Origin of the sequence: Nitrosomonas sp., from assembly GCF_024282095.1 — a bacterium.
In the GTDB taxonomy this organism is placed as follows: domain Bacteria; phylum Pseudomonadota; class Gammaproteobacteria; order Burkholderiales; family Nitrosomonadaceae; genus Nitrosomonas.
This window is the reverse complement of the sequence record NZ_JAMWZS010000005.1, coordinates 15,444-41,431: the sequence shown is the minus strand read 5'-3', so window position 1 is coordinate 41,431 and position 25,988 is coordinate 15,444. Positions and strand designations below refer to the sequence as shown.

The window sequence follows — 25,988 nt, the reverse complement described above, 5'->3', positions numbered from 1 at the left end:
ATCAACTCCAATTCATCATTCTTAATATTCAAAATAGTGATTTATGCAGAATGCAGATTCTGCGTAACTACTGCATGGCTTTCAATATAGCGCTGGTGTTTCTTTTCTTTAATGGCATTGATATGCACCAGAATCAATGCATCCACGCAGTTCGAAAAACTAGGATCAATATTAAAACCCAGAAATTCACAACCACCCGGCTCGCATAGCTCCACGTATTGCTTATACAATACCGGCACCTTTACGCCAAATTCTTCCATTTTTTCTTTAAGCACCGCATAGGCTTGCTTATATTCAGTTGCATCCGAAACCTTATTGAATGGTGAAAAATCTTCAATCAGATCAAATTCAAATTGAAGTCTGGCACGAACAAGCAATTCGTCTTTGCCGAAAAGCCCTGTATAAAAACCTGCAATCACTCTCTGCGCAGACTCAGGCAAAGAAGTGCTCAGCGAAACCGGCCCAACCATATAGCGTATCTCTGGATGCTGATACAGATAAGCGCCAATTCCATACCACAGATAATCCAGGCTGCGTTTCCCCTGATATCTGGGTTGAATGAAACTGCGCCCCAACTCGATCGCGTGCTCCAGATAAGGCCTAAACGCTGGACTAAACTCGAATAAGCTATGAGTGTACAGCCCTGCTTCTCCATGTTCCTTGAGAATCCTGGCGGCTTCTCCGATGCGATAGGAGCCGATAATTTCCAATTCGTCTTCGTCCCAGAGAATCAGGTGCCGGTAATAGCGATCATAACTGTCGATATCCAGAGCATTACCGGTTCCCTCCTGTACCTGCCTGAAAGATAATTCTCGCAACCGGCCGATTTCACGCATCACACTGGAATTCGACATATAGTCAAATAAATAGATGTGCTTGCCATCCTGGGTTTTACCAATGAGTTGCGAAGCTTTCAATTCCTTGCGGATTAATTGGGTGCGAACTGGGTGAATGATATTTTCAATCGGTTTGAACAGTTCTTTTTTCTTCTTCTTACCTAATAAATAGACCTGCTTGCGCATCAGTTTCGCCACAGCTTTTTTGGATAAATCCATTGCCGCAATCGATTCCCACGGGATCGGTTTGCCGATCCGAAATGAAATTTCACCGCCCTTTTGGTTGAACATCTCATTGACCAGCATCACTGTACCTAACGGTTTATAGATACTGGAAAGGCCATAAAACAGCGTTGAATTCTTGCCACCGATATAGACTGGAACAATGGGAGTCTTGGTTTTCTTGGCTAGCGATAAGAAACCGGTTTTCCATTTACCATCGCGTACGCCCATCGGGGAAATTCGCGAAACTTCTCCGGTTGGAAATAAAATGACCGCCTGCTCCGCTTCCAGTGCCTCAACTATCTGATGCATGCTTTCGCGATGATTGGCTGATTCTGACGAGTTGTCCACCGAGAGAAACAAGCTTTTCAGCGGATCAATACAATTCAACAAAGCCGTTGCAACAACCTTCACATCGGTTCTGATCTCCGATACCAGCTTGAGCAGCGCCAATCCATCCAGCGAGCCGATGGGATGATTGGCGACAATCAGCAAACGACGTTGATCAGGGATGCGTGCGCGGTCTTTGCTGGAAACCTGAAAGGTAAAATTAAAATGCTCCAGTACCGCATCGTTAAACTCCAATCCCTCCAGATATTGGTGAGTCTCAATGAAATCGTTAATTTCTTTCTGATGAAAAAGCTTTTTTAAGACTGAGGAAGCCGCCTTCATCAGCGGCTTGTCATTGGCCTCATCCGTATTCTGAAAATAATCTTTCAGCAAGGCATCGACATTCAGCATAAACCGACTCCATTACGGGAATTGAATGTTGGATACGATAGAGGATTAATGTGACAGAAAAATGACGTTAACTTTTTACTGATTTATTAACTGAATTTCCGAGAGATTGGCGAATTTGATATGATGATATCGATGCCTGCGCTGAAGCGCAGGCATATTTGCGCGATCAACTTCGCCTAAAGAGTTTTCGCGAACCGCGTGGAATCGTAATATACCTGAAGTACAGATACGCTCTTACCATTCACTCCTGCGCGAGGCAGAAACCAAGCTGAGAATCCACTCTTCATGAAAACAGATAACTCAAACTTTATGCCTAAAAAAGGATGAAGTAGGTAACAATATGCCCACAATACTCAGGTTAAGTTCTTATCGTTTCTTCTTTTACAGCAACGAAAAAGGCGAGCCACCACACATTCACGTGCAACGCGAGAGATTTCTTGCTAAATTCTGGTTAAATCCCGTCGGGTTAGCAAGCTCAAAGCACTTTTCTTCACATGAGTTACGAGCGATACAGAAGCACGTTGACGAAAATCGACAGATGTTTATGGAGGCATGGAATGAGTATATTGGCAGTTGAAACATATGCTTTAGCAGAAGGTGTTGAATTTACAGATGACGATATGATTGTCTCTCTGGTGGATGGAAGAAAAATCATTGTTCCTTTAGTGTGGTTTCCTCGCTTGGCAGCTGCCACGAAAAATCAGCGAACGAACTACGAACTTCTGGGCGATGGTGAAGGTATCCATTGGCCAGATATCGATGAAGACCTCAGTGTGTCTGGCTTACTGCGTGGAAATCATTAACGGCATCTTATAACTATCGAACATTGGGCATTGTGGAAAAGCTATTGCAATCTGTTATCCTATTTTCATGAAAGTAAATGAAATTTTGAGCATGCTGAAACGAGATGGCTGGTATCTTGTCACAACACGAGGCAGTCATCGACAATTCAAGCAAGCGAAACTGAAGGAGTAAATCATGCATTACGCAATCGTTGTCGAAAAAGCGGAAAATAACTACTCAGCCTATGTGCCCGATTTGCCTGGTTGCATAGCAACCGGCGCTACCATTGAGGAAGCAGAACAGGAAATTCGTGACGCGATTGAACTGCATATCGAAGGTATGATTGAAGATGGTTTGCCTGTACCGCAGCCAACAAGTATTGTTCCATATGCTGAAATAACCGTCTAAATTTAAATTAAATTTTCTGATCAACCCACTTCCTGATGATTTCAGCCAACCATTCCGGCTCATCCAGCGGCAAATCATGCCCCGCCGACTCATGCTGCACATAGCCGGTTTGCCAGGTTTGTGCCAGTTTCAGGCTGCAACGGTAATCCACCAGACGATCCGCTTGGCTGGTCACAACGAGTATGGGCTGTTGCGGCTTGGCTGCGATGGAAAATTTTAGCGCTGCCAGAAATTGATTCCTGGCGCTGGCCGTTGACACCGGATTTTGCTGCCGCCACTGCTGCCAGGACCCCAGCAATTTACTGTCGTGCTGATGGCGGTTTGAAGTCAGATTCAGAATATCCGCTTCCCTTTGTGCAGCAGAATGGGTAATCATCTTGAGCACTTGAGGATAGATCGTCCAGCGCAAGCGATGGTAAAACGGCGATAGCGGTCTCGCGCTGGTGTTGATTAAAACAACTGTTGCCACTTCATGGGGATAGCGCGTCATCCAATCCATCGCGATCATTCCGCCCATCGAGAGTGCGATCAATCTGAGCGGTTGGGTTGTGTCGATTTGCTGGCGCAGTGCTTCGGTCATTCCCGCGATGGTTTTTGGGCTGGTGAGCTGATGCAACCGGCCATTGCCTCGGATATCCGGTGTACTGATCACGGCATCGGAAAATTGTTGCTGCAGATTGCCGGTAAATTCCCCCCAGTGCCGGGCTTCACGCAATAATCCGCGGATCAGCACAAAATGTTCACGTTGCATCATGAATACCAGAGCACCCGCGCTTGTTGCTCCAATTCCAGCGCATCACTGTCATTAATCCAGTTTTGATACGATAACGTTGCATGCAACAAAAATTCCATCAGAATTAAGTGGCTTCTCAACACCCGATTGAGTCGATGCAGCTTGATCGGGTGATATAGCCCCGACAATCGGCGTAACTGCAGCGGATTCTTGCGTATCCATCGCCACGACCCCATTTCCAGTGTCAATGGCAGAAAAACGTTATCGTTCTGCAGCGATTTCAGATACAGAAAATCCCATAGATCGCCATGCACCAGATAATGCTGCGATTGCGGTTCAAACAGATAATCCTGATGCGGATAGGTTTGCATGAAGAGATTGCGCAGATTACACACTTCCTTTAAATGTTTGATCGGCTCAAGCCGGCTTCTGGCATAAGGAAACCAGATTTGGTTGCGAAAACCGAAACCGGAATGACAATCCAGAACCAGGCTGAACGGCGCAGGTAAAACTTCTTGCGCAATAAAATCGCACAACGCCTGCGCTTCCGGTTGCATGGACTCATCCGCTTTGCCGCGGTACCACGGCAATCGGGATGAAATGCGGTGCCCGCCGGCCAGTAGAATGGTTTTTTCGTGACTGTCCACCGGCGCATTGCGCATCAGATCGACGCCTTGCCCGTTTGCGCGAGTGTTATTCAACATCCCAACTGGATTGACGATGGGCAGGATGTTAATTCTTACCCGCTGCAGCATTTCAGCCAGAACCCGATCCCACTTCAAACGCTCCAGCAGGCCCTCAAGAAATGCAATGACCACTTGCGTGCCAATACGCTCCAACCCATGGATACCGGCGACATACGTCACACACGGAATATCTTGCGCACTATTGCCGAGTGTCAGCACATACACCGGCAATTCACTATCACCACAAGCTACGCGGCATAGCACCCTAGTATGTAAATGCACGGCGTTGTCCTGCTGAATAATGGCTTCAATTTGCTGCAGCTCGGGTAATGCCTGTTTCAAAGTGGGTGTGCTATGCATTATGTTCGGGTGTAGTGTCGCCGGTTAAGATGTTGTCGAAAACAAATCTTACTTGAATCCGCTGATCGGCATCAAAGATTCATAGCAAAAATCACTCCCCAAGCTTTTTTCACAAAGATTTCATGAATATTTAACAAATACTTCAAGGAAGCTTAACAAACACACTTTATGCTGTGGAACCGTCACTTATCCACTTAAAAAGGCATGTATGTTAAAAAATAAAGCCCCTATCAAAGTAAGAAGTGTTTGGATTTCCGATGTGCATCTCGGGTTCCGCGGTTGCCAAGCGGAAGCGCTGCTGCATTTTCTGCATTCGGTTGAAACCGATTACCTTTTCCTGGTCGGCGATATCGTCGATTTCTGGAGTATCAAAAAGAGTCCTTATTGGCCGCAAGCGCATACCAATGTGGTCCGGTCCATTTTAGGCAAAGCCAAACATGGCACCAAAGTCATTTATATACCGGGTAATCATGATGAAGGTATGCGGGACTGCGTTGGTCACGTTTTCGGTAATGTGGAAATTCACCAGGATTATGTACACACTACAGCCGAAGGTAAAAAGCTGTTGATCATGCATGGCGATGAATTTGATGTCATCGTCAAAAATAGCCGCTGGCTCGCAAAACTCGGCAATGTCGCCTACGATACGTTGCTGGATCTGAATCACTACATCAACGGTTTACGCAAATACTTCGGGTTTTCTTATTGGTCGCTCGCAGCCTATCTAAAATTGCGGGTAAAAAACGCAGTCAGCTACATCAGCAGTTTTGAGGATGCATTGGCGCATCTGGCAAAAGATCGTGGCGTCGATGGCGTAGTTTGCGGTCACATCCACCACGCTGAATTGAGAGAAATCAACTCGATACTGTATTGCAATGACGGTGATTGGGTGGAAAGTTGCTCCACATTGCTGGAACATAACGATGGATCATTGGAACTGGTTTTCTGGTCCGAGCGGTTTGAGCAACACAAAAACTATGTGCAGGAAGAATTGCTGGCCAGTAAAAAAGCTGCGTAAGCCCGCAACATGACAAGCTTCCAAACCGCTGCAAACTGTATCACTCAGGATGATATTGGAGGCACTGGATGATATCGGAGATGCGCATTGCAAGTTAAGCATGTCCTCAGTCTGGACGGCGGCGGCAGTCATTTGCTGATTCAATTGAGCGTATTGGCTTGTTTGGAACAAGACACCGGCACCTCAACCTACGATCTATTTGACATGATGGCCGGTTCCTCATCAGGGGGATTGATTACCTGCCTGATCATGGGACGCGGCATGAGTGCAACAGCAATCATCCGATTAGTCGAGCAAGAAAAATTGCTGGAAAAAATAATGGCAGAACATTGGGTAAATCGGTTATTCAATAAACTGCAAATCCGCCCAAAGTATCAAGGCACTTCGAAGCGTTTGGCGTTACAAAAAGAACTGGGAAGCTTGAGGCTGTCATCGCTCAGCAAGCGCATATTGATTCCCTGTTTCAACCTCAATCAGGATCAACTGGAAGTTTTCACCAATGACAACCAGCCGGATTTCCTGTTAAGCGAAATCGCCGATGCCTGTACAGCGGCACCATCGTTTTACCCGCCCGTGCAAATGGCGGATGGCGACTGGCGCATCGATGGCGGTGTCGGCATGAATAACCCCGGGCTCAGCAGCTATCTCCATGCCAAGCAATATTGGCATGCCTGCGAAATCAAAGTGCTCTCCATCGGCTCAGGCTGGCGCAGCTTTGCAGTGAACGGCGCCAAGGCGTGCGGCTATGGCGGATTACAATGGTCGGCGAAAGGAATCGCGTCCATCATTCTCAGAGAGAAGATGATGGCAAATGTCAGAATGACCGGGGAAATGCTGGGCAATCGCTTGTTGTATATCAATCATTGTCTGAAAAACTTCGATATGCCGGACAGTATGGATTCCGCCAATAACGCGGTCATGCAGCAAAAAGCATTAGATGTCGGCAAATTATGGTACGCCGATCAGCGCCAACAAATCCATCAATGGATGCAAAACAGTTAACTGACCAGAAGCGTCGTTGATTCACTGCAACATGTCACTCATGAACCACCGGATGACTGTCACTCTAGGTGTCGATTCAATAATCCAATATCCATCAAACTGTCACATAAACGCCAAAAAACCGTCATTTTTTTGTCATCGCAGATCGCTAAACTTTGTTGGTCTCGTTGAATATGACCATGATGATGCCACCAAAGAATATTAATACACTGGCTGATTCAGGTTCGCATTCAATGCCACGCCAATCCGTTGGGAAGTCACACTAATATGAAAATATTTTATGGTATTCAGGGAACAGGTAACGGTCATATCACGCGCGGCCGGATTATGGCCAGGGAATTACAAGCTGCGAATTTTGAAGTGACTTATCAGTTTAGCGGCAGGCCGCAGGATAAGTTTTTCGACATGCATGTTTTTAACGGTTATCAATGGCGCCAAGGCCTGACTTTCAGTACTCAGAACGGCAAAATCAATCACTTGAAAACAGTATTTCAATCCAAACCGCTACATTTCCTGAGAGACATCAAACAATTGGATTTGAGTAGCTACGATCTGGTTATTTGCGATTACGAACCGGTAACCGCTTGGGCGGCACGCCGGCAAAACAAGAAAACTATCGGCATCAGCCATCAATATGCGTTTCAATACGACATCCCGCGCGCGGGTAATGATCCGTTGTCTGAAGCTGTCATGAGCAATTTTGCGCCGGTGAGTACCGGCATCGGTTTGCATTGGCATCATTTTGATCAGCCCATTCTGCCACCGGTGATTGAAACACCCATCGCGCAACAGCGGACACAAAAAAATAAAATCGTCGTCTACCTGCCGTTTGAAGATCAGCATCGTGTGATGGCAATTTTGGCGCCCTTCAAAGCATTCGAATTTTTCAACTACTCCCCTGAGGTCATCCCCTCCGCGCACGAACACATTCACTGCAAGCCGCTATCGCTGGAAGGCTTTCAAAGCGATTTGGCGGATTGTGCGGGCATCATTTGCAACGCCGGCTTTGAACTGGCCAGCGAATCGTTACAACTGGGCAAGAAAATCCTGGTAAAACCGGTACATGCACAGATGGAGCAGGTATCCAATGCACTGGCGCTGCAAACGTTAGGTTACGGACGCATGATGCACGTCATGGATGCTGCACTGATTGAGCAATGGCTCTATGCAACCCAAGCCGTTCGCGTCACTTATCCGAATACCGCCCGGTATCTGGTGCAATGGATCAAGGATGGCATGCCGCCGATTGATCGATCATGGTACCAGCAGATTTGGTCTGGGGTAACCGTATCACCCGTTGCATGTGCTTAACTGAATATTAGACTTTGATGAAAAATAATTCCCTATTTCAACCCGATCAGCTGATCATCAAAATACCGTCACCACAGAAAATCCTGATTATCTATAACCCGATATCCAGTGCAGGCAATACCGAAACACTCGCCTGCAAGCTGGAAATGGCATTGGCTTTGCAAGGAAAAGTCGTTACCGTGCGCACCTCTGAAAAAAAGATGAAAGGTTACACGCGCATTACAGACGATATCGCAGCCAGTGATCTTGTCGTGGTAGTCGGCGGAGACGGCACCATCAGAAAATTGCTGGATGCCATCAACCAAACGGGCACGCCGATTTATGCCATCCCGGGTGGCAATGAATCATTATTTGCACGTTCCTATGAAATGAGTACCAGCGCCGATGACTTGCTTCGGGCCATTGATGCAGGAACATGCCTGCAGCAATTCTATGGCTTAATCAGCGGTCAAGGCATCCAAGGGGAAAAGCCTTTCTTTCATATGGCATCCATGGGTCTGGATTCGCTGACGGTCAAGAATATCGGTAAACGGAAAGGACCGTTGAATGATTCGATTTATATCTGGCATGGACTGAAAGCGTTATGCGCCTTGCATCATCCGACGGTATCGGTCAGCGTTGATGGAAAACAAGTCATTGATCATGGGTCCGGATATATCATAGTGGCCAACAATTCAGCGTATGCCAGAAATTTGCAACTCGTGCCAACTGCTGATCCATCAAAAAACGAGCTTGTTTTGGGTTTCCTACCGGGAGCACGGCATCAGCATGAGTTGATCAAAGCCATGAAAATCCTGCAACACAAACCCGCAAATCTGCCCATGCAGTATTTTTCAGGAAAACATATTGCATGTACCCTGCATCAGCAATCTTACCCGCTGCAAGTGGATGGCGATTATTTCCGCAATCGCGATATCGAGGCGGAAAGCACCGTTGCGTTCTGCATCAGCCCAAGACCCATTCGCGTATTGATTCCACCTTATCTGCATAGCGATGCACTTCAGGTTGCCAATAACTGACCTGTTAACAGGTCGTTAAAACGCATTCGAAGCAATCGCCTGCTTTAGTTTATATATCTCAGGTTGATTCAGTGTTTCATGCTGCAATAATTCTTCCGCAGTCTGATTCAGCAAGTTTCGATTGGTTTGCAAAATATTGATTGCGCGCTCCAGTGCCTGATCGACCAGTTCACGTACGGCAATATCAATCTTGTTGGCGGTTTCTTCGCTGTAATTACGATTCTGCGGCATCGGAATATTCGTTTGTAGAAACACCGATTGTTCCCGATCATAAGCCACATTGCCCAAAGTTTCACTCATGCCGTAGCGCAGCACCATGGCTCGGGCAATATCGGTAGCGCGCACCAGGTCATCCGCAGCCCCTGTGGATACTTCGCTGAACACGATTTGCTCGGCGGCACGCCCACCCAGCAACACCGCCATTTTATTTTGCAATTCCACACGCGTCATCAGATAGCGATCTTCCGTCGGACGTTGAATGGTATAACCCAATGCGCCGATGCCGCGCGGAATAATCGATATCTTGTGCACTTCGTCAGTGCGCGGCAGTGCCAATGCCACCATGGCGTGGCCCAGTTCATGGAATGCCACTACGCGCCGTTCATCAGGATTCAATAGACGATTGCGTTTCTCCAATCCCGCGACAATACGTTCGATGGCATTATTGAAATCTTCCATGGCCACATTGTTAGCACCGCGTCTCGTGGCCAGCAGTGTGGCTTCATTGATAAGGTTTGCCAGATCCGCACCGGTAAATCCGGGCGTCAAAGCCGCAATTTGCTCGATTTTCACATCAGTATGCAACTTCACCTTTTTTGCATGCACCACGAGGATTTGCTCACGCCCGATTTTATCGGGTCGATCCACCAGCACTTGCCGATCAAACCGTCCGGCGCGCAATAACGCCGGATCAAGAATTTCCGGACGATTGGTCGCGGCCAGTAACACAATTCCGCTGCTGGAATCGAAACCGTCCAATTCGGCCAGCAATTGATTCAGTGTTTGCTCTTTCTCATCATGCCCTCCGCCCAATCCGTAGGCACCGCGCGCACGACCCAGCGCATCCAATTCATCGATAAAAATAATGGCTGGTGCCATTTGCCGCGCTTGCTCGAACAAATCACGCACCCTGGCTGCCCCCACACCGACAAACATTTCGACAAATTCCGAACCGGAAATGGAAAAGAACGGCACTCCCGCTTCACCTGCCACGGCGCGTGCCAGTAATGTTTTACCGGTACCTGGCGGCCCTACCAGCAAAATCCCTTTGGGTGCGCGACCGCCCAAACGGCCATAATCAACAGGATTTTTCAAAAAATTGATGATTTCAACCAATTCTTCCTTGGCTTCATCAACACCCGCCACATCATTAAAGGTTACTTTGGTTTCCTTCTCCACGAACACTTTGGCGCGGCTCTTACCGATCGACATCAATCCACTGCTCATATTGCCGCCCATACGCCGCATAATAAAAAACCAAATACCGATAAAAATGGCCGTGGGTACAATCCAAGAAAGTAAATCGCGCAACCAAGTGCTTTGCACAACTCCGGTATAAACCACGTTGTGTTTGTCCAGTATCTCAGCCAACCCAGGCTCTACGCGCGTAGTCACAAAATCCTTAAATCCGTCTGCATGCTGTTCCTTGAGCGTGCCATAGATCTGATTTTGCGTAATTGCGATTTCGGCAACACGTCCCTGTTCCAGGAAATGTTGAAATTGACTGTACGGAATAGGCTTAATCTGAGTGTATTGCGTATATAAATTCTGTATCAACAGCAAACTCAGTACCGCCACAATGATAAACCAGAAGTTGACTTGTGCTTTTTTATCCATGGATTGCCTCAATTTTTATCGGTGATCATATTTCCTGTCATGCCAGAATCCCTTGGCACAATAAGATACCTCAATCAGTGATAATTTTCAGCAATCCATTGATTGATGTGATGTATCGACACTCAAATCAGAAACGCCAATCCATCTGCAGACCGCCGATATTGACTTGTTCGGAATATTGCCCGGCAAGAAGGTCTGCGGTTGCTCCGCGCCGGTTAATCGTGGCATCGTCCATAAACAAGTGTGCATAAGCAGCGTGTATATTGACATTTTTCAGCACTGCATACGTCACACCTGCTGTTAACCAGTAGCGACTGCTGTCAGGGATTCTTGGCGATCTGTGCTGCGCATTCGGAACCGGTGTCTGGTCGTATGCAAATCCGGTTCTCAGCATCCATTTATTGCCTTCGGACAGATAATTGATACCAAAGGCATAGCGCCATGTATCCTGCCATTTCATATCCACCACGTCATCGCGTTGCGCCGATAAAAAATCCGTTCTGAGTTCGCGCACCAGACTCCAATGTGTCCACAAAGCATCTGCAGAAATTGCCCAGCGCGGATTGAGGCGATGAGAAAAACCAAACAATACATTATCGGGCAGTGTGACCGAGGTGCGCGCATGCGTATCAACAAAACGGTCGCCCTGTGTTAATACTGCGGCACTATCGGGTACAGAGAAATTTGCATTGCTATGCACGTCATGCGCAACTCTAAAACGATAACTCACACCCAAATGCGTATCTTGATTCAACGCATAAAAAGCGCCAAAGTTATAACCAAACCCTACACTATCGCCTTTGAGTGAGGCATGTCCATCCGCTGCTTGCGGTAGCAACCCCTGACCGGCACAAGGCGCCGGCCCCAAAGCTTGCAGGCAAATGGATCCGAAATCAACGGCATTGGTTAATCTGGTTCGCAGGTACTGCACATTAAAACCGGCGCCCAGTGAAAGCTTCTCTGTTACTTTCAGGGATAGGGATGGATTAAAGTTCAGCACTGCAATTTCCGAGTCAAGCGCTTGATAGCGCCCTTTCCAGCCAGAGTCATAGCTGTTTCGCATACCAACAGGCGTATTAATTCCAAAGCCGAATGCCACCCGCTTGGTCAATTCCTGGACATAATAAATATTGGGAACAAATACCAGATTCGCTGCATCACCCCCTTCATTTCCCCTGAGCGGCGCGCCGCCAAGTGCCGGACTCAACTGTGAAGCGCTGTTGTGAAAGGTTGCAGACGGTGCGACAACATAGCCTGCCATCGAGGCTAATCTGCCCCGAACCTGGCTCATCGCACCGGGATTAAAAAACACCATGCTGCCGTCAGTAATGTTGGTCGGAGCGCCGGAAAATGCCTGTCCCAGTTCTTTAACACTCTGCTCCATTACTGCGATACCGGCACTCATTGTCGGTATCGAAAAGAAAACGATAAAAAAACTTATAAAATAGATACCACTATGAGAAAAACGAGCTGTAGCATTATTCAATTTGAGATTTTACTCCCCGTAGTTTTTCTACTCGTCATCATGCGAAACAATCAGCATGACCGCACAACGACTTTCTTAAGATCGCTGATCATCTGATCGGCTGTGTCATTGCTTGGAATTCTTGGGTATAATTTTCCTATTGTCAATAAGACATATCCGACAATCAGAAGTATAAAATCAACCTATTTCGCGAGAGCGGCTTAATTTGATTATGGCTATACTTCTTAACAACTCAATTCGCCTAATTTAGATTAAGCCTGTTTTCATTTCAATTAATTCCTTATTAATTGCGCGGATTAATAGGAAATTGATCAGCAAAATGCGTACAATTTATATCACCAACCAACAATGAAAAATGATTACAAGGGATCAATGTTGGACAACCATAACGAAGATTCTCAGTTTCAGCAATCCAATTACTCTGCCGCCCTGCTTGCAGAACAGATAAAGCTGCTTCACCAACAAGCTACATCTGCTTTTCTTGGTACGCTCTTCATCGCGTTGGCGCTCGTCTTGGTTTTTTGGGATTATGTTCCCAAGAGCTGGCTTCTGGGGTGGTTAACAACGGTCTGTCTACTTACTTTTGTCAGATTCCTGCTCGTCAGGGCATATTTTCGAAAAAATCCTTCGGTAGCCGAGTCAGCCGCTTGGGGCCGCCTCTTTGTATTAGGTGTATTTCTTTCGAGCGTAGTCTGGAGTATAGCGGGAGGCATTTTTTTTGTTGAAGACAGCGCGGTTCACCAATTATTCCTGGCCTTCCTGCTTGGCGGCATGATCGCGGGAGCGATGTCTACCTTATCATCGTACAAAAATGCTTTTCTGGTTTTCTCAGTACCCGTTATTTTTCCTTATCTCTACCAAGTAGTCACCCATGAAAGTGATACCTATATTGCAATAGCATGCACGTATCTACTTTTTATTATCCTGATAGGCAAGATTTCGCGTCAACTGCACTACACCATTATCGATGCCCTTAAATTTCGATTTGATAATTTCGATCTATTAAACCGCTTACTCCGGGCCAAAGATTATCTGAATGCGATGAATCAGGAATTGCAAACACAAATCGCGGAAAAGGATCTTACACAGAAAGCCTTGCAAGACGCCAAGGAACAGCTGGAACAACGCGTGGCTGAGCGCACTGAAGCACTTGCCTTATCCAATGAAATCCTGCATCAGGAAAAAGAACTCTTTCAGGTCACATTGGCCAGTATTGGTGACGCAGTCATCACTACCGATTCTTTAGGAAAGATCACTTATCTGAATCCAATTGCGGAATTATTTACCGGCTGGCGTAATAGCGATGCACATGGTGCTTCGTTACAGGATATTTTTCGTATTAAAGATGTGACGACACAGGTGTTGATCGAAAACCCACTCACGGATTGCCTGAATAAATCCGACAAATCCGGTAGAAACCAAGAATGCCTACTGGTCCAAAAAGATAAACAGGAGTGCATTATCGATTATTCCGTAGCGCCGATTTTAAATCATAAGAAAGACGTGATCGGTGCTGTATTGACTTTTCGGGATGTCACGGAACAACGCAAATTGACGCAAAAACTTGCTTATCAAGCAGCACATGATTCCTTAACCGGCTTGTTAAATCGCGATGAATTTGAAAATCGCCTCAACAAAATTCTAACATCGACTCGTAAACACGATATCCACGCACTGTTATATCTCGACCTGGATCAGTTTAAAGTCATCAATGATACCTGTGGACACAACGCAGGTGATGAATTGCTGCGTCAGGTAACGGCACTGTTACATTCCAAGCTGCGCGCGCGCGACACTCTGGCACGACTAGGGGGTGATGAGTTCGGAATCATTTTGGAGCATTGCCCGAAAAATGAAGCGGTACAAGTTGCCAATGCACTGCGTGAATTAGTGCAAAACTTCCGCTTTCAGTGGCAGGATAAAACTTTCACAATTGGCGTCAGTATCGGATTGTTCCCGATTACCCATAATAATGAAGGCCTAGTGAGCGCATTGAGTGCAGCGGATAGCGCTTGTTTCGCTGCCAAGGATCGAGGGCGGAACCGAGTTCATATTTATCAATCCGATGATAATGTGTTGCAAAAAAGATCCGGCGAAATGCAATGGTTACCACGCCTGCAAAAAGCTATCGCAAATCAGCGGCTATGTTTATATTTTCAACCGATCATCGCCATTTCCAATAAGAATGAGCTTGAAGAACACGGTGAATTTCTGCTGCGGCTACGAGGTGAGCACAATCAATTGATCTTTCCCGGTTCATTTCTCCCCTCTGCCGAACGATATGATCAAATGCTGGCGATTGACCGTTGGGTAATCGAGGAATCACTTAAGCTACTCAAAACTCGTTCGCAGCGCCGGTCCAAAAATATGTACGCGATCAATCTATCAGCGCATGCATTGGGAAACGAAGATTTTCTTGATTTTGTAGTAGAGAATCTGAAGATCCACAACAGCGATCCATCCAGCATTTGTTTTGAAATTACCGAAAATGTTGCACTGGCGGATCTACAACATGTCATGAAATTCATCTCGACCCTTAAAGCACTGGGTTGTCATTTCTCGATGGATGATTTCGGTAGCGGCTTATCGTCATTCGGTTATTTGAAGAATATTCCGCTGGATTACCTCAAAATTGACGGGCAGCTGGTTAAAGGCATACTCAGCGATCCAGTTGACCGGGCGATGGTCGAGTCCATTAATCACATTGGGCACGTGATGGGATTGAAAACAATCGCTGAATGGGTTGAAAATGCGGAAACATTAAAGTTACTTGAAGAAATCGGTGTCGACTATGTTCAGGGATACGAACTCGCCACGCCTTATCTGTTTCGATCAGAGTCTGCCAAACCTTTAAAGGCAGCCGAAAAATGAACATTCCCTATCACTTCTACAGCACTGGCAAATCCTCGGAAATCATTCTCCCGTTCGATCGATAATATCGCTGGCAAAACGAAAGTTCTGCGCATCTTTGGAGTTGCTGCATTCCACTACCAGTTCCTGCCGTGAACAATAGCAGTTGATCATGCCGCTTTTGTTTAGCTCACTAATTGATTCATCAGCGCTTGTATAAATGGGTAGCGCTAAGTTTATGAGCTTCTCCGCGCCTTGTTTGGTCAGAAAATAAGCAGTCAGTCCCCAAAAATCACATGCAAATTTCGATGCATGCAAACTAATATGCTTTATTTTATTTTTTCTACGGTTTATAAAAAACAAATCGGTATCTGCCGGGATATGACGCACAAACTCTTCCAGCGTCGGCTTATCACAGACCAATAAGGCATCATCCTCCAGAATGAGCGATACTTTATTGGGTGAGTTGAGCGTTGCTTTCCACAATTCGTAGTGAGAAAGATATGCGCCTATCTGCGCTGGAATCAGCGGTATACCTGTGGCCGGACAAAAATTATCAGGTGCTAATATGCCATCCTTTATCAATTGATCGGTATCAATTTCCAATCCATCGATTGCAGGAAAAATTTTAAAATTAAAACCCGCTCCGTCAAGTTGCTTCTCAATAAACTGTCTCTTGTCCGGCCTGCGAAGCAGATTAATGCAAGTGATGTCGAAGTTAATCGAATCGGTCTGCGCATATAACAATTTGATGTCATCTCGCCCCAAAGCAAAACGCAAGCGATCCAATGCTAGCAACCCGGCTGAAAACACCGATTGCAACGCTCTCTTGGTACCAAAAAGCAATCGCCATGGCCCGGTCCTAGAACCACGATGCGGGCGAACATACTTTTTATATAAATTAGAATTTCTCATCATGAGGCATTAGACATGAAGTTCGGGTAACGAAAGCATCTAAGTGTTTCCTTGAATTACCCGGATCCCTCTCTTACAGCCATCCTGGTTTCATTCTGCATTGTTGCCGGGATCCTGGACGTAACTAGGATGGAATTCGCAGGTATCCTTTTCGGAAAAATAGGCCGCCGCTCACTAGTAACAGCTTCATTGTATCGTGTAATTGGCAGTACGAAGTAAACTGAAATATCTAAAAATACTCTGGCTTTATACGCCTAATATCATAGGACTTGAATTCTGTTGTGTCATGGTTTTCTTTGGAAAAACAAAAGAATTGCATGAAAAACAATCCCTTCTGCAAGACCAATATACGTAGGGGTAGATGTTTAGTCAAGCATGCTTTGTAACCATGTGACTACGCGGACTATAAACAACAGCAAATATAATCCAACAAGATTTAAGTAAATATCAAACTATTGGAATATTCTCCACAGGCAATCTTTTCAAGATATTTTTTGGCTCTCTCGCTCACGCCTGCTCCGTGCTGCAAATAAGACTGTGCCGCAAGTTTCGGTGAATAATCACTGGTCGTATAGCCCTGAATCTTAATTTTTTCCGGAGACAGTGGGGTGACTGTCAGTTTCCCCTTGCCTAATTTGATAATAAGCAAATTTTTGCCTTGTGCTGCAACGATTATTGCCGTATGGCGATGTTGATCGATGATTACGGTGGGTTGCATCCGTGCAATACCCTATAAATTATTTAATAAAAACCCTAACAAGATAACCAATTACATCATACGATACCATTCTGTCTCAAATAATTTGCGTATCAAGCACAATTTCTTCGCCATCTCTCTACGGTAAAACACATCGAAACAACGCTAATAGTTGACAATCCATAAGCCCTTCGATAGTCTCTTCGCACGCACTAAACTTTGTATTTTTACGCACTCGCCATGCTCTGATTACACTGAAGCTAACGTTGGCAAGATGCACACTCATCACTTCATGTCTGCGTTTCTCAGCTAATCAAAATTGTTTTTTGTGTGACTAACAGGCCGTTGAAAAACGTTTTCGAGGCAGCCGGTACCAGGCAAGAGCAGGTGAAAAAGCGCAGTTTATGCGTATAAATGAGCATTTTGAGCCTGTTTTAACACCGTAGCGGCAACGCAGATAGTTTTTCAACGGCTTGCTAATAATAAATATAGTTAAGCTCGTACAATTAAAAAGGAGAAAATTATGGAACTCAAAGGATCTAAAACCGAAGGAAATTTGAAAGCCGCTTTTGCCGGTGAATCTCAAGCCAATCGCCGTTATTTATATTTTGCAGCTAAAGCCGACGTGGAAGGGCAAAATGATGTAGCCGCTGTATTCCGCTCCACCGCTGAAGGCGAAACCGGCCACGCGCACGGTCATCTGGAATATCTGGAAAACTGCGGCGACCCGGCAACCGGTATGCCTTTCGGCGCTTCCCGTGACAACCTGAAAACAGCTATCGCGGGTGAAACGCACGAATATACTGATATGTATCCAGGCATGGCACGAATAGCACGCGATGAAGGATTTGATGAAATTGCTGATTGGTTTGAAACGCTGGCCAAGGCTGAACGTTCTCATGCCAACCGCTTCCAACGCGCATTGGATAGCTTGGCCGATTAGTCCGTCACACAGCAAGATCGTCGTACTTAGCAGCACTGGGGTTTATCCATGGCATCGTGTCATTCGGTTAAATCCCAGTTTGGTTCAACAATTTCTGACACAATGATATTCATCTATGGCTACTCGTGAAGGCAGTCTTGAAGCCCCCAAACGTCACCCGATCGACTGGAAGAATCCTGATTTCTATAACGAACTCAGTTTGAATCAGGAAATGGAACGGGTTTTCGATATTTGCCACGGATGCCGGCGTTGCGTCAATCTGTGCACAGCTTTCCCGCGCTTGTTTGATCTGATTGATGAAAGCGCCACCGGCGAACTCGATGGTGTCGATAAAAATCAGCTCGGAGAGGTTGTCGATCGCTGCTATCTCTGCGACATGTGTTTCATGACCAAGTGCCCTTACGTGCCTCCGCATGAATGGAATATTGATTTCCCGCATCTGATGCTGCGCGCCAAAGCAGTTAAATATAAAAACCAAGGTGCCGGTTTTCGCGACCAATTACTCTCTAACACCGATTTGATGGGCAAGCTGGCAACCATCCCAGTGGTAGTTCAAACAGTCAATGCCATTAACAAAACACCGGCTACCCGCAAGTTAATGGATAGCATGCTGGGAATTCATGCCGATAGAAAATTGCCCGAGTATGCAGCGGATAAATTTCGTTCCAGCGCGCATCCTAACGATACTTTTGCAGTCATCAATGGCGCACGCACGCCCGGAAAAGTTGCCATTTATGCCACTTGCTACGTTAATTATAACGAACCCGGCATCGGGCATGATTTACTCAAGATACTGGAACACAACGAAATTCCAACCTGTCTGGTAGAGAAAGTGGCTTGTTGCGGCATGCCGAAACTGGAACTGGGCGATTTGGAAACGGTGGAAAAACTTAAAAACAAAAACATTCCCCATTTACTGAAATTCGCGCAAGAAGGCTATGCCATTCTCTCCGCAGTACCTTCCTGCACATTGATGTACAAACAAGAATTGCCGCTCATGTTTCCTGATGATGAATCGGTTCAGGCTGTTGCTGCCGCCATGTTTGATCCGTTTGAATACTTGTCGTTACGAAACCAGGATAATTTACTCAAAACGAATTTCAAGAAATCACTGGGCACTGTGGCTTATCATATCCCCTGTCATCAACGCGTACAAAATATTGGCAAGAAAACCCGCGATATTTTGCAGCTTATACCGGATACCACCATCAATGTCGTCGAGCGTTGCTCAGGCCATGATGGTACCTGGGGTGTAAAAAGCGAACACTTCGCAGACTCGATGAAAATCGGTCGCCCGGTTTTCAAACAAATGGCTGCTTCAAATCCGGATTACATCAGTTCGGATTGTGCGATTGCCGCACGGCATATCGAACAAGGCATCGGTGAAAGTAAAGCGCAGAAGCTACACCCGCTCACGTTATTATGGATGGCCTATAGCACCAATACCGACAATACCGATCACCAGCTGCCGGTCGATTCTGATCCACCCGTTATCAATACCATTCAACGCGATGAAAAACTCATGACCCCAATGACCCGTGACAGCCTGTTGACGCTGGAAGCCTATGCCAAAATACGCAAGGATTTCCGCGCTCAAGTAATGACGCATAAAAAAAACCGCAAAATCTTTCTGGGAGAAAACATCACGCTGATCTTTGAAGATGCGCTAACCATTCGTTACCAAATTCAGGAGATGTTGCACGTAGAACGTATATTTCAGGAAGAAGAAATTATTCATGAATTTGAAACTTATACTCCATTAATCCCCAATGGCAGCAACTGGAAGACCACCATGATGATCGAATACCCCGATCCGGCGATACGTGCAGCCAAACTCGCCACTATGGTGGGCATCGAAGATAAGGTCTGGGTCAGAATTGCCGGATTTGCACCAGTTTACGCGATTGCTGATGAAGATCTGGAACGGGAAACCAGCGAAAAAACTTCGTCGGTTCATTTCCTGCGCTTTGAGCTTACCTCCGAAATGATCCAGTCATTGCATCAGGGTGCCGCGCTCAGTATGGGTGTCGATCATCCTGCGTATCAGGCATCGACTGATATCGTTGATGTCAACATTCGTACCTCGTTATTGAACGATTTATCCATCACATGAAGCAAATCATACTCCTTGCACTGATTTGCACTTCGTTGCTGACGGCTTGTGCCGGTAAGCAACCATTCAAGGATGAATTTGAAAGTGATAAACCCTGGATCGAGCAACTGACACAACTGCCCGCCTACCCGGACGTAAAAAATCTGCTGGCATTCGACGCCGGTTCTGCCACCAGTAATCAATATTTGGTTGATACAACTTCCATCAAGATAGGCGAAGATGGCGTCATCCGCTTTACTCTGGTTATTAAATCCTCTGCAGCTGCTATGAATGTCAGCTATGAAGGTATTCGCTGCGCCACCGGCGAAAGAAAATTATATGCACTGGGACGAGATAACAAAACCTGGATCCAACCCCGCGCATCGGAATGGCAAAAACTCGATTTTGTCCGACAATTTTATGCGCAGCGAGAACTCGCAAAAAATATCTTCTGTCCGCATCGACAAATTGTCAGCAACACTGAAGAAGCTATTCAGGCTCTGCAAGCAGGTATGCATCGCAGCATAATTCGCTGACACAAAATACAGTATCGCCGCGCCAACCAGTCTGCTCCGACATCGCAATCATTCCACAACCATCTGTTTTTAATATATATATCCATTAATTTGGATGATAACGGATCGCTATTCTTTCCAGCACGCAAGCATTAACAATAATTAGTTACTTAAACCCCATTGTATTTATGGTAATTAAAGCTCACACTTCGTCGGGGAAACAACCTGCATGTAGCAGGCCGTTGAAGAACTTTTTCGAGGCAGCCGGTACCAGGCCAAAAACGGCGATAAAACGCAGTTTATGCGTGATGCATGCGCATTCTTGAGCCTGTTTTTAACACCGTAGCAGCGCAGATCGTTTTTCAACGGGCTGGTAGGTATATTTCCTTCCTCAGGATCTCACCGAGGAATAACCCGAAACATCACTAAAATAAGGAAGAATCACATGAAGAAAAGCTTTAGCTTGTTATTGCAAGGAGCAATAAGCCTGTTTCTCCTAAGTTTCAGTAGTTGGGTGAGTGCCGAAGCTGCACCGGCTTTGAGTGAAGCACGCATTGTTGCGCAATATAATTACATTATCCATATCCTGGCCATGTTGCTGGTCGGGTTCGGTTTTCTGATGGTATTTGTTCGTCGTTATGGATTTGGTGCGGTAACCGGCACCTATTTGGTCGTTGCAGTTGGACTTCCACTCTATATCCTGTTACGCGCAAACGGTATTTTCGGTCATCAATTGTCACCGCATACGCTTGATGCATTACTGTTTGCCGAGCTATCGGTAGCAACATCATTAATTGCTATGGGCGCTGTACTGGGCCGTTTACGCGTTTTCCAGTATGCATTGCTAGCACTCTTGGTTGTTCCGCTGTATCTATTGAACGAATGGATTGTGCTTGATGATGCAATAGGCTATACCACCGGATTCAAAGATTCAGCCGGCTCAATCGTCATCCATGCATTTGGTGCCTATTTTGGACTGAGTATGTCTATTGTCCTGACCACAGTCTATCAGCGCAGCAAGCCCATCGAATCGGACCACACTTCTGATCGCTTCGCGATGCTGGGTTCAATGGTACTTTGGTTATTCTGGCCAAGCTTTGCCACTGCATTGGTTCCTTTGGAAAATATGCCACAGACTGTAGCCAATACATTACTCGCGTTATCAGGTGCCACCATTGCCACTTATTTTCTCAGTTCCAAGTTGCATCATGGCAAGACATCCATGGTCGATATGGCCAATGCCGCACTGGCCGGAGGGGTAGCCATCGGTTCCGTGTGTGACGTCGTGTCGCCAACCGGTGCATTTGGTATAGGCTTGTTGGCAGGTACAGTTTCCGTGCTGGGCTATGTTTTCCTGCAACCCCTATTAGAGTCAAAATTCAAAATCGTTGATACCTGCGGCGTTCACAATTTGCACGGCATGCCCGGATTATTAGGAGGTCTCAGTGCTTTCTTGGTTGTCCCCGACATTGCAATCGCGCAATTCAACGGCATAGCCATTACCCTCGTCATAGCAATCGTGGGGGGGCTGACTGCAGGTGCGATCATCAAAGCGACCGGTACCACACGTGAGCCTTATGAAGACAGTGTGGAATTTACACACCTGGCAGGACCTGAGTCGGAAGATCTGCCACAGCAATTACAAACACGCATAGAAGTTTTGGAAACCCGCGCTGCTACGATAAAACCACAAGCTCCGGTTGAATCACCTGAAACAAGAGCGTTGGTGGCAAGACTGGAAGCCCGCATCATGGTATTGGAAGGGAAAGCTGCAGCTACACAAACTTCAAATATCGAAGAAAAACCGGAACCTCAGCATTAATCTTATAAGCGTTGAATTCCTCGTTGCTTGAGACGAGGTTGTTCAGTGAGTATCCACTCAGGGTCAGTGAATTGCTGACCCTGATTTGTTTTTATGCAAAAATACTGGTTAATTTTGCCAATAATCCATTGATTATCGGTTGAAATACACCCAAGAAATTATTCAATTGCAGCACACCCACAATCAGAATCAATAAACCACCACCGACTATGCCATATTTCAATCCTGACACAAAATTCGCTGATGCAGGTGCACGTGTATAGGTTTGATTCGAGAACGCCAGAAATATTCTTAATATACCGAGCAAAACACCGGCCGCCACACATCCCAAGAACAGGTGTATCGCGCAATGAACCCTTTCCGCTAAACTTTCCGCAGCTAGCTCAAGACTTGAGAAGCGCAGACAAATCACAATCACGACAAAGAGAATAAGGGAATTCCAGAAACCTCCAAATCTCGTTTTAATCTCACTTTCCATACTCATATTTCTCTTCCTTTAAAATAAATGATGACAATGCAAACTTAATCAATAGATCATTGATGCGCGTATTCTATAGAGATTTGCCGATTGATAAATTCTGCTTTACTTTAAGAGAATACCGGCTATTCCACATTCAAATTACTGATAATTCTTATACTTTAAACAACGTAAAGCCTCATAATTATAGCCAAATTAGAATTGATTGTAGCCACTGTCCGTAACAAATTTATTGACGACATTATTTATATTGCCAGCTCGTCCGTGATCATTCATTTGATTCCATGATGTTGCAAACCGATTTGAATATCCTTTAACTCAAGGTAAAATATTCTGAGAATTTTCTTCTGAATCCAGAGTGTTGCAAATTGCCTGCTGAATTGACTGACACCATTACAACCTATGTCACTGATATTGATAATATTCCTGGCGCAAAATCATGATTGAAATCATTGCTACTTTTGCCCGGTGGTCGCAACTAACCGCCAATCTGATTTTGTTTGGCAGTTGTGTTTTTCTCGTCATCGTCGGACAGCAAAAGACTGTGTTTGAGGCTTCCTGGGCGATCCGCCTGGAAAAGGGATTTCCCTGGCTGGCAGGTGTAATCTTGCTGGGATTAGTGGGAATTTTAGCCACCACAACCGGTGAAGCAACGGGGGAAGTTTCCAACGTCTGGAACCCGCACGCATGGTTTGAAATCGTGCAACAGACACAGATCGGATATATCTGGGCGGCTCGGGCGCTACTAGCGGTGTTATTATTGAGCGTCACTCTGGTTATCGGACGTATGGATCGGCAGCGATGGCATTACGGTTTGTGTGCCGCCGCCGCAGCGCTGCCCCTGATAGCAGGTACGCTGATGAGTCACTCCAGCGCGGATGAAATGTCGTTTAGTGCAGTCGCGCCGTATGCGCTGCATATCTTGTTAGCAGGAGTATGGTTTGGCGCGCTGCCGGCTTTTTTGTTTATTCTATTGAGCGATCATCGCAAATCCGACAAAACATCGAATCTGACAACCGCAGCCTATCTAACGAAATTCTCGGCAATTGCATTGCCGGTGATGGTACTGCTGGCGGTAACCGGTTTAATTGTCACTGATCGCTTGGTTGAGACCTATTATCATACGTTGGTTGCCAGTCCTTACGGTTGGCTGTTAAATGCCAAGCTCAGTATTTTGGCAATTATTTTGGTGATCGCCTATCGGGCACGCTATCAGTGGCTTCCCATACTTTCCAAGGAAGATACTCAGCAAAGCGATGGAAGTGCGGCTCATTTAAAAAAATGGGTCAGTGTTGAATTTATTTTGGCACTACTCCTAGTACTACTGGCAACCATTCTGGCCAATACGCTTCCCGCCAAGCATACCATGATTGATAACTGGCCTTATCCATTCCGTTTCTCGTTGAATGCAACGTGGGATGAGCCGAATGTGCAGGAAATGGTGTGGTCTGGTATTGCATTGTTTTTTGTTGCACTGGGTATGGTTTGGCTAGGCATACGAAGCAACTGGAATAGTACGAAAAAAATCCTGATACCGGGCTTGCTGGGAATCGGTTCAATGGCAATCGCTTTACCGCCCCTGGCGATTGAAGCTTACCCCGAAACCTACCTCAAACCGACGGTCCCCTTTGATGTCATTTCAATATCCAATGGCTCTCAGTTATTTGCTGCACATTGTGCCAGTTGTCATGGCCCGCAAGGCAAGGGCGCTGGGGTGATTACCGATCCGGAAATAAAAGACCCAACGGATCTGTTGACCGAACCACATACCGCGAAATATACCGTCGGCAACATTTTTCACCAGTTATCGCATGGAATTCCGGGAACTACTATGCCCGGTTTTTCCACCACACTGTCGGAAGAAAATCGCTGGGATCTCATCAATTATCTCCACGCCTTGTCACGCGGCTTTGATGCGCGCTTACTCGGTAGTATGATCGTCCCCGAGAATCCGGCGATTGCATCGCCTGTATTCAACTATTCTGCGCATGATGGTTCCAGCGGTAATTTAAAGGATTTCCGCCTGCAAAAAAATGTGTTGATGGTGCTGTTTTCCTGGCCGCAATCCAAGGAACGCTTTTTCCAGCTGGCCGCGGCTTATGACAGAATCCAAGCGCTCAACACTGAGATCCTGGCGATCCCGATTCGTGCGCTCAGTGAGCAGGAATTGGAACAAATTGCCGAGATTGTTCCTTTTCCAATCATCACTGAAGGGTGGCCGGAAATCAAAGACAGTTATTGGTTATACCGGCGGGTCAGGACCGTCCCCGATTTATCGGGTAAAGGTATGTTTCCGGGGCATATGGAATTTATAACCGATCGTTTCGGATATTTGCGTGCACGATGGGTCGCTCAATTCGAGGGATACGGCTGGCAAAACGTAGGTGCCATGACTCTGCAGTTGACCCAACTCAATCAGGAAAATGAAATCATGCCACCTCCCGGTGAGCATGCGCACTAATTTTTGCCAAGGATTTCATCATGAACCCCATTCAACTACCGAGGCCTTTGTTGCGATGGATGGTTGCAGCATTGTTCGTGTTTACGTCTCACAATCATGCTGGCAACATTGCAGAACAACCATTACAAGCAATTGAAATCGCAGGTATCTCTATGAGTACACCAGCGGAAATGATTGCAGGGATTCTGCAGGCGCAAGGCTACACACCGGTCAATGAGTCCCTGTATACCAAACAAGAACAACTGCAAAACGGGCGTAACGCCATCTATCGCATAACCACCGAAAACAATGCCATATTCCATCAAATCACTTATTCCAGAAGCCTTGGCGGCGGGCGGGTAAAAAGTCCCGCTGTTCGCGATGCACCGGTTCCCGCTGCTGAAATCGGTATGGCGCAACAACTGTATCAGTCTGTCTGTACCGATATGTCAGAAAAAATACGAAAAGAAAGATTCTGCGAATCGCCAACACCAAGCAGTATCCGATTTGGTCATGGTCAATCTATCTATATTGATGAACGTTTTGCTGTTTTACTCGACGCAACGGATGCAAGCACAATAATCGAAATAAAGTACACCAAGTAATAATAAAGCACCTCGCCGCAACCAACGCAATATTGAAAACGCACTTCAAATCGCCGTTTTTTTACCAGCCTTAACTCCAAAGAGCGGAGAATTAAATCCCAAAGCACTTTAAAAGGGAATTGCACTTGACCTTATATCACAACCACGAGAGTTATTTGAGACTGGCAAAAAGGTGTTTGAAGCCAGGAGT

General features: G+C 46.1%; 23 protein-coding genes. 15 read left to right on the top strand and 8 right to left on the bottom strand.

What is annotated here, in order from left to right; all coding sequences use genetic code 11:
• Positions 1-41: 41 nt before the first annotated feature.
• Positions 42-1,799 (bottom strand): lysophospholipid acyltransferase family protein, encoded by a 1,758-nt coding sequence (locus Q0K92_RS02640; RefSeq protein ID WP_297324252.1) that lies wholly within the window; start codon positions 1,797-1,799, stop codon positions 42-44.
• Positions 1,800-2,139: 340 nt separating this feature from the next.
• On the opposite strand from Q0K92_RS02640, the gene Q0K92_RS13030 reads away from it, so the two are divergent.
• The 4 genes from Q0K92_RS13030 (at position 2,140) to Q0K92_RS02630 (ending at position 2,990) form a co-directional block, all read left to right on the top strand.
• The gene (locus Q0K92_RS13030; protein WP_366083951.1) at positions 2,140-2,376 is read left to right on the top strand and encodes a DUF4160 domain-containing protein; all 237 of its coding nucleotides are present in this window, start codon (positions 2,140-2,142) and stop codon (positions 2,374-2,376) included.
• A complete protein-coding gene (locus Q0K92_RS02635) occupies positions 2,357-2,602 on the top strand; it encodes a DUF2442 domain-containing protein (RefSeq protein WP_297324251.1) in 246 nt (81 codons plus the stop codon). Before Q0K92_RS13030 ends, Q0K92_RS02635 begins: the two co-directional genes overlap by 20 nt.
• A 67-nt stretch (positions 2,603-2,669) precedes the next feature.
• On the top strand, positions 2,670-2,774 hold the full coding sequence (locus Q0K92_RS13025; RefSeq protein ID WP_366083949.1) for a type II toxin-antitoxin system HicA family toxin: 105 nt from the start codon (positions 2,670-2,672) through the stop codon (positions 2,772-2,774).
• A gap of 3 nt (positions 2,775-2,777) precedes the next feature.
• On the top strand, positions 2,778-2,990 hold the full coding sequence (locus tag Q0K92_RS02630) for a type II toxin-antitoxin system HicB family antitoxin (RefSeq protein ID WP_297324250.1): 213 nt from the start codon (positions 2,778-2,780) through the stop codon (positions 2,988-2,990).
• A 7-nt stretch (positions 2,991-2,997) separates the two neighbouring features.
• Here Q0K92_RS02630 and Q0K92_RS02625 read toward each other — a convergent pair whose 3' ends face one another.
• Complete coding sequence (locus Q0K92_RS02625) at positions 2,998-3,744, bottom strand: alpha/beta hydrolase (RefSeq protein ID WP_297324249.1); 747 nt, start codon at positions 3,742-3,744, stop codon at positions 2,998-3,000.
• A complete protein-coding gene (locus Q0K92_RS02620; RefSeq protein ID WP_297324248.1) occupies positions 3,741-4,769 on the bottom strand; it encodes a M14 family zinc carboxypeptidase in 1,029 nt (342 codons plus the stop codon). The genes Q0K92_RS02625 and Q0K92_RS02620 overlap by 4 nt, the downstream gene beginning before the upstream one ends.
• A gap of 208 nt (positions 4,770-4,977) precedes the next feature.
• Here Q0K92_RS02620 and Q0K92_RS02615 point away from each other — a divergent pair, with 208 nt between their 5' ends.
• From Q0K92_RS02615 to Q0K92_RS02600, 4 genes are all read left to right on the top strand, one after another.
• A complete protein-coding gene (locus Q0K92_RS02615; RefSeq protein ID WP_297324247.1) occupies positions 4,978-5,787 on the top strand; it encodes a UDP-2,3-diacylglucosamine diphosphatase in 810 nt (269 codons plus the stop codon).
• An 87-nt stretch (positions 5,788-5,874) separates the two neighbouring features.
• The gene (locus Q0K92_RS02610; RefSeq protein ID WP_297324246.1) at positions 5,875-6,789 is read left to right on the top strand and encodes a patatin-like phospholipase family protein; all 915 of its coding nucleotides are present in this window, start codon (positions 5,875-5,877) and stop codon (positions 6,787-6,789) included.
• A 267-nt stretch (positions 6,790-7,056) separates the two neighbouring features.
• Positions 7,057-8,100, top strand: coding sequence for an MJ1255/VC2487 family glycosyltransferase (locus Q0K92_RS02605; RefSeq protein WP_297324245.1), 1,044 nt, complete (start codon positions 7,057-7,059; stop codon positions 8,098-8,100).
• A 17-nt stretch (positions 8,101-8,117) separates the two neighbouring features.
• A complete protein-coding gene (locus Q0K92_RS02600) occupies positions 8,118-9,119 on the top strand; it encodes a diacylglycerol kinase family protein (protein WP_297324244.1) in 1,002 nt (333 codons plus the stop codon).
• 15 nt (positions 9,120-9,134) lie between these two features.
• Here the strand turns inward: Q0K92_RS02600 and ftsH are convergent, their stop codons facing one another.
• Positions 9,135-10,955, bottom strand: coding sequence for an ATP-dependent zinc metalloprotease FtsH (ftsH, locus tag Q0K92_RS02595; protein WP_297324243.1), 1,821 nt, complete (start codon positions 10,953-10,955; stop codon positions 9,135-9,137).
• Between the two features lie 127 nt (positions 10,956-11,082).
• Positions 11,083-12,384, bottom strand: coding sequence for an outer membrane protein transport protein (locus Q0K92_RS02590; RefSeq protein WP_297324296.1), 1,302 nt, complete (start codon positions 12,382-12,384; stop codon positions 11,083-11,085).
• Positions 12,385-12,789: 405 nt separating this feature from the next.
• Here Q0K92_RS02590 and Q0K92_RS02585 point away from each other — a divergent pair, with 405 nt between their 5' ends.
• The gene (locus tag Q0K92_RS02585) at positions 12,790-15,312 is read left to right on the top strand and encodes an EAL domain-containing protein (RefSeq protein ID WP_297324242.1); all 2,523 of its coding nucleotides are present in this window, start codon (positions 12,790-12,792) and stop codon (positions 15,310-15,312) included.
• 42 nt (positions 15,313-15,354) lie between these two features.
• Here the strand turns inward: Q0K92_RS02585 and Q0K92_RS02580 are convergent, their stop codons facing one another.
• Positions 15,355-16,206 (bottom strand): glycosyltransferase family 25 protein, encoded by an 852-nt coding sequence (locus tag Q0K92_RS02580; protein WP_297324241.1) that lies wholly within the window; start codon positions 16,204-16,206, stop codon positions 15,355-15,357.
• Between the two features lie 436 nt (positions 16,207-16,642).
• A complete protein-coding gene (locus Q0K92_RS02575; protein WP_297324240.1) occupies positions 16,643-16,924 on the bottom strand; it encodes a hypothetical protein in 282 nt (93 codons plus the stop codon).
• Between the two features lie 502 nt (positions 16,925-17,426).
• On the opposite strand from Q0K92_RS02575, the gene Q0K92_RS02570 reads away from it, so the two are divergent.
• The 4 genes from Q0K92_RS02570 to Q0K92_RS02550 all read left to right on the top strand — a co-directional run bounded on the left by Q0K92_RS02570 (position 17,427) and on the right by Q0K92_RS02550 (position 22,275).
• Positions 17,427-17,846: a rubrerythrin family protein gene (locus Q0K92_RS02570; protein ID WP_297324239.1), complete on the top strand. Its 420-nt coding sequence runs from the start codon at positions 17,427-17,429 to the stop codon at positions 17,844-17,846.
• 115 nt (positions 17,847-17,961) lie between these two features.
• A complete protein-coding gene (locus Q0K92_RS13020) occupies positions 17,962-19,959 on the top strand; it encodes a DUF3501 family protein (RefSeq protein WP_366083946.1) in 1,998 nt (665 codons plus the stop codon).
• Positions 19,956-20,474, top strand: coding sequence for a CNP1-like family protein (locus Q0K92_RS02555; RefSeq protein WP_297324238.1), 519 nt, complete (start codon positions 19,956-19,958; stop codon positions 20,472-20,474). The genes Q0K92_RS13020 and Q0K92_RS02555 overlap by 4 nt, the downstream gene beginning before the upstream one ends.
• A 424-nt stretch (positions 20,475-20,898) precedes the next feature.
• Positions 20,899-22,275 carry an ammonium transporter gene (locus Q0K92_RS02550; protein ID WP_297324237.1) on the top strand — a complete coding sequence of 459 codons (1,377 nt, stop codon included), beginning with the start codon at positions 20,899-20,901 and terminating at the stop codon, positions 22,273-22,275.
• Positions 22,276-22,366: 91 nt separating this feature from the next.
• On the opposite strand, the gene Q0K92_RS02545 is transcribed toward Q0K92_RS02550, so the two are convergent.
• Entirely contained in the window at positions 22,367-22,759 is a 393-nt protein-coding gene (locus Q0K92_RS02545; RefSeq protein WP_297324236.1) for a hypothetical protein, read from the bottom strand.
• 433 nt (positions 22,760-23,192) lie between these two features.
• Between Q0K92_RS02545 and Q0K92_RS02540 the strand changes: the two genes are divergently transcribed.
• On the top strand, positions 23,193-25,214 hold the full coding sequence (locus tag Q0K92_RS02540; RefSeq protein WP_297324235.1) for a CopD family protein: 2,022 nt from the start codon (positions 23,193-23,195) through the stop codon (positions 25,212-25,214).
• Between the two features lie 20 nt (positions 25,215-25,234).
• Positions 25,235-25,798, top strand: a complete 564-nt coding sequence (locus Q0K92_RS02535; RefSeq protein ID WP_297324234.1) for a hypothetical protein — start codon at positions 25,235-25,237, stop codon at positions 25,796-25,798.
• Positions 25,799-25,988: the final 190 nt, after the last annotated feature.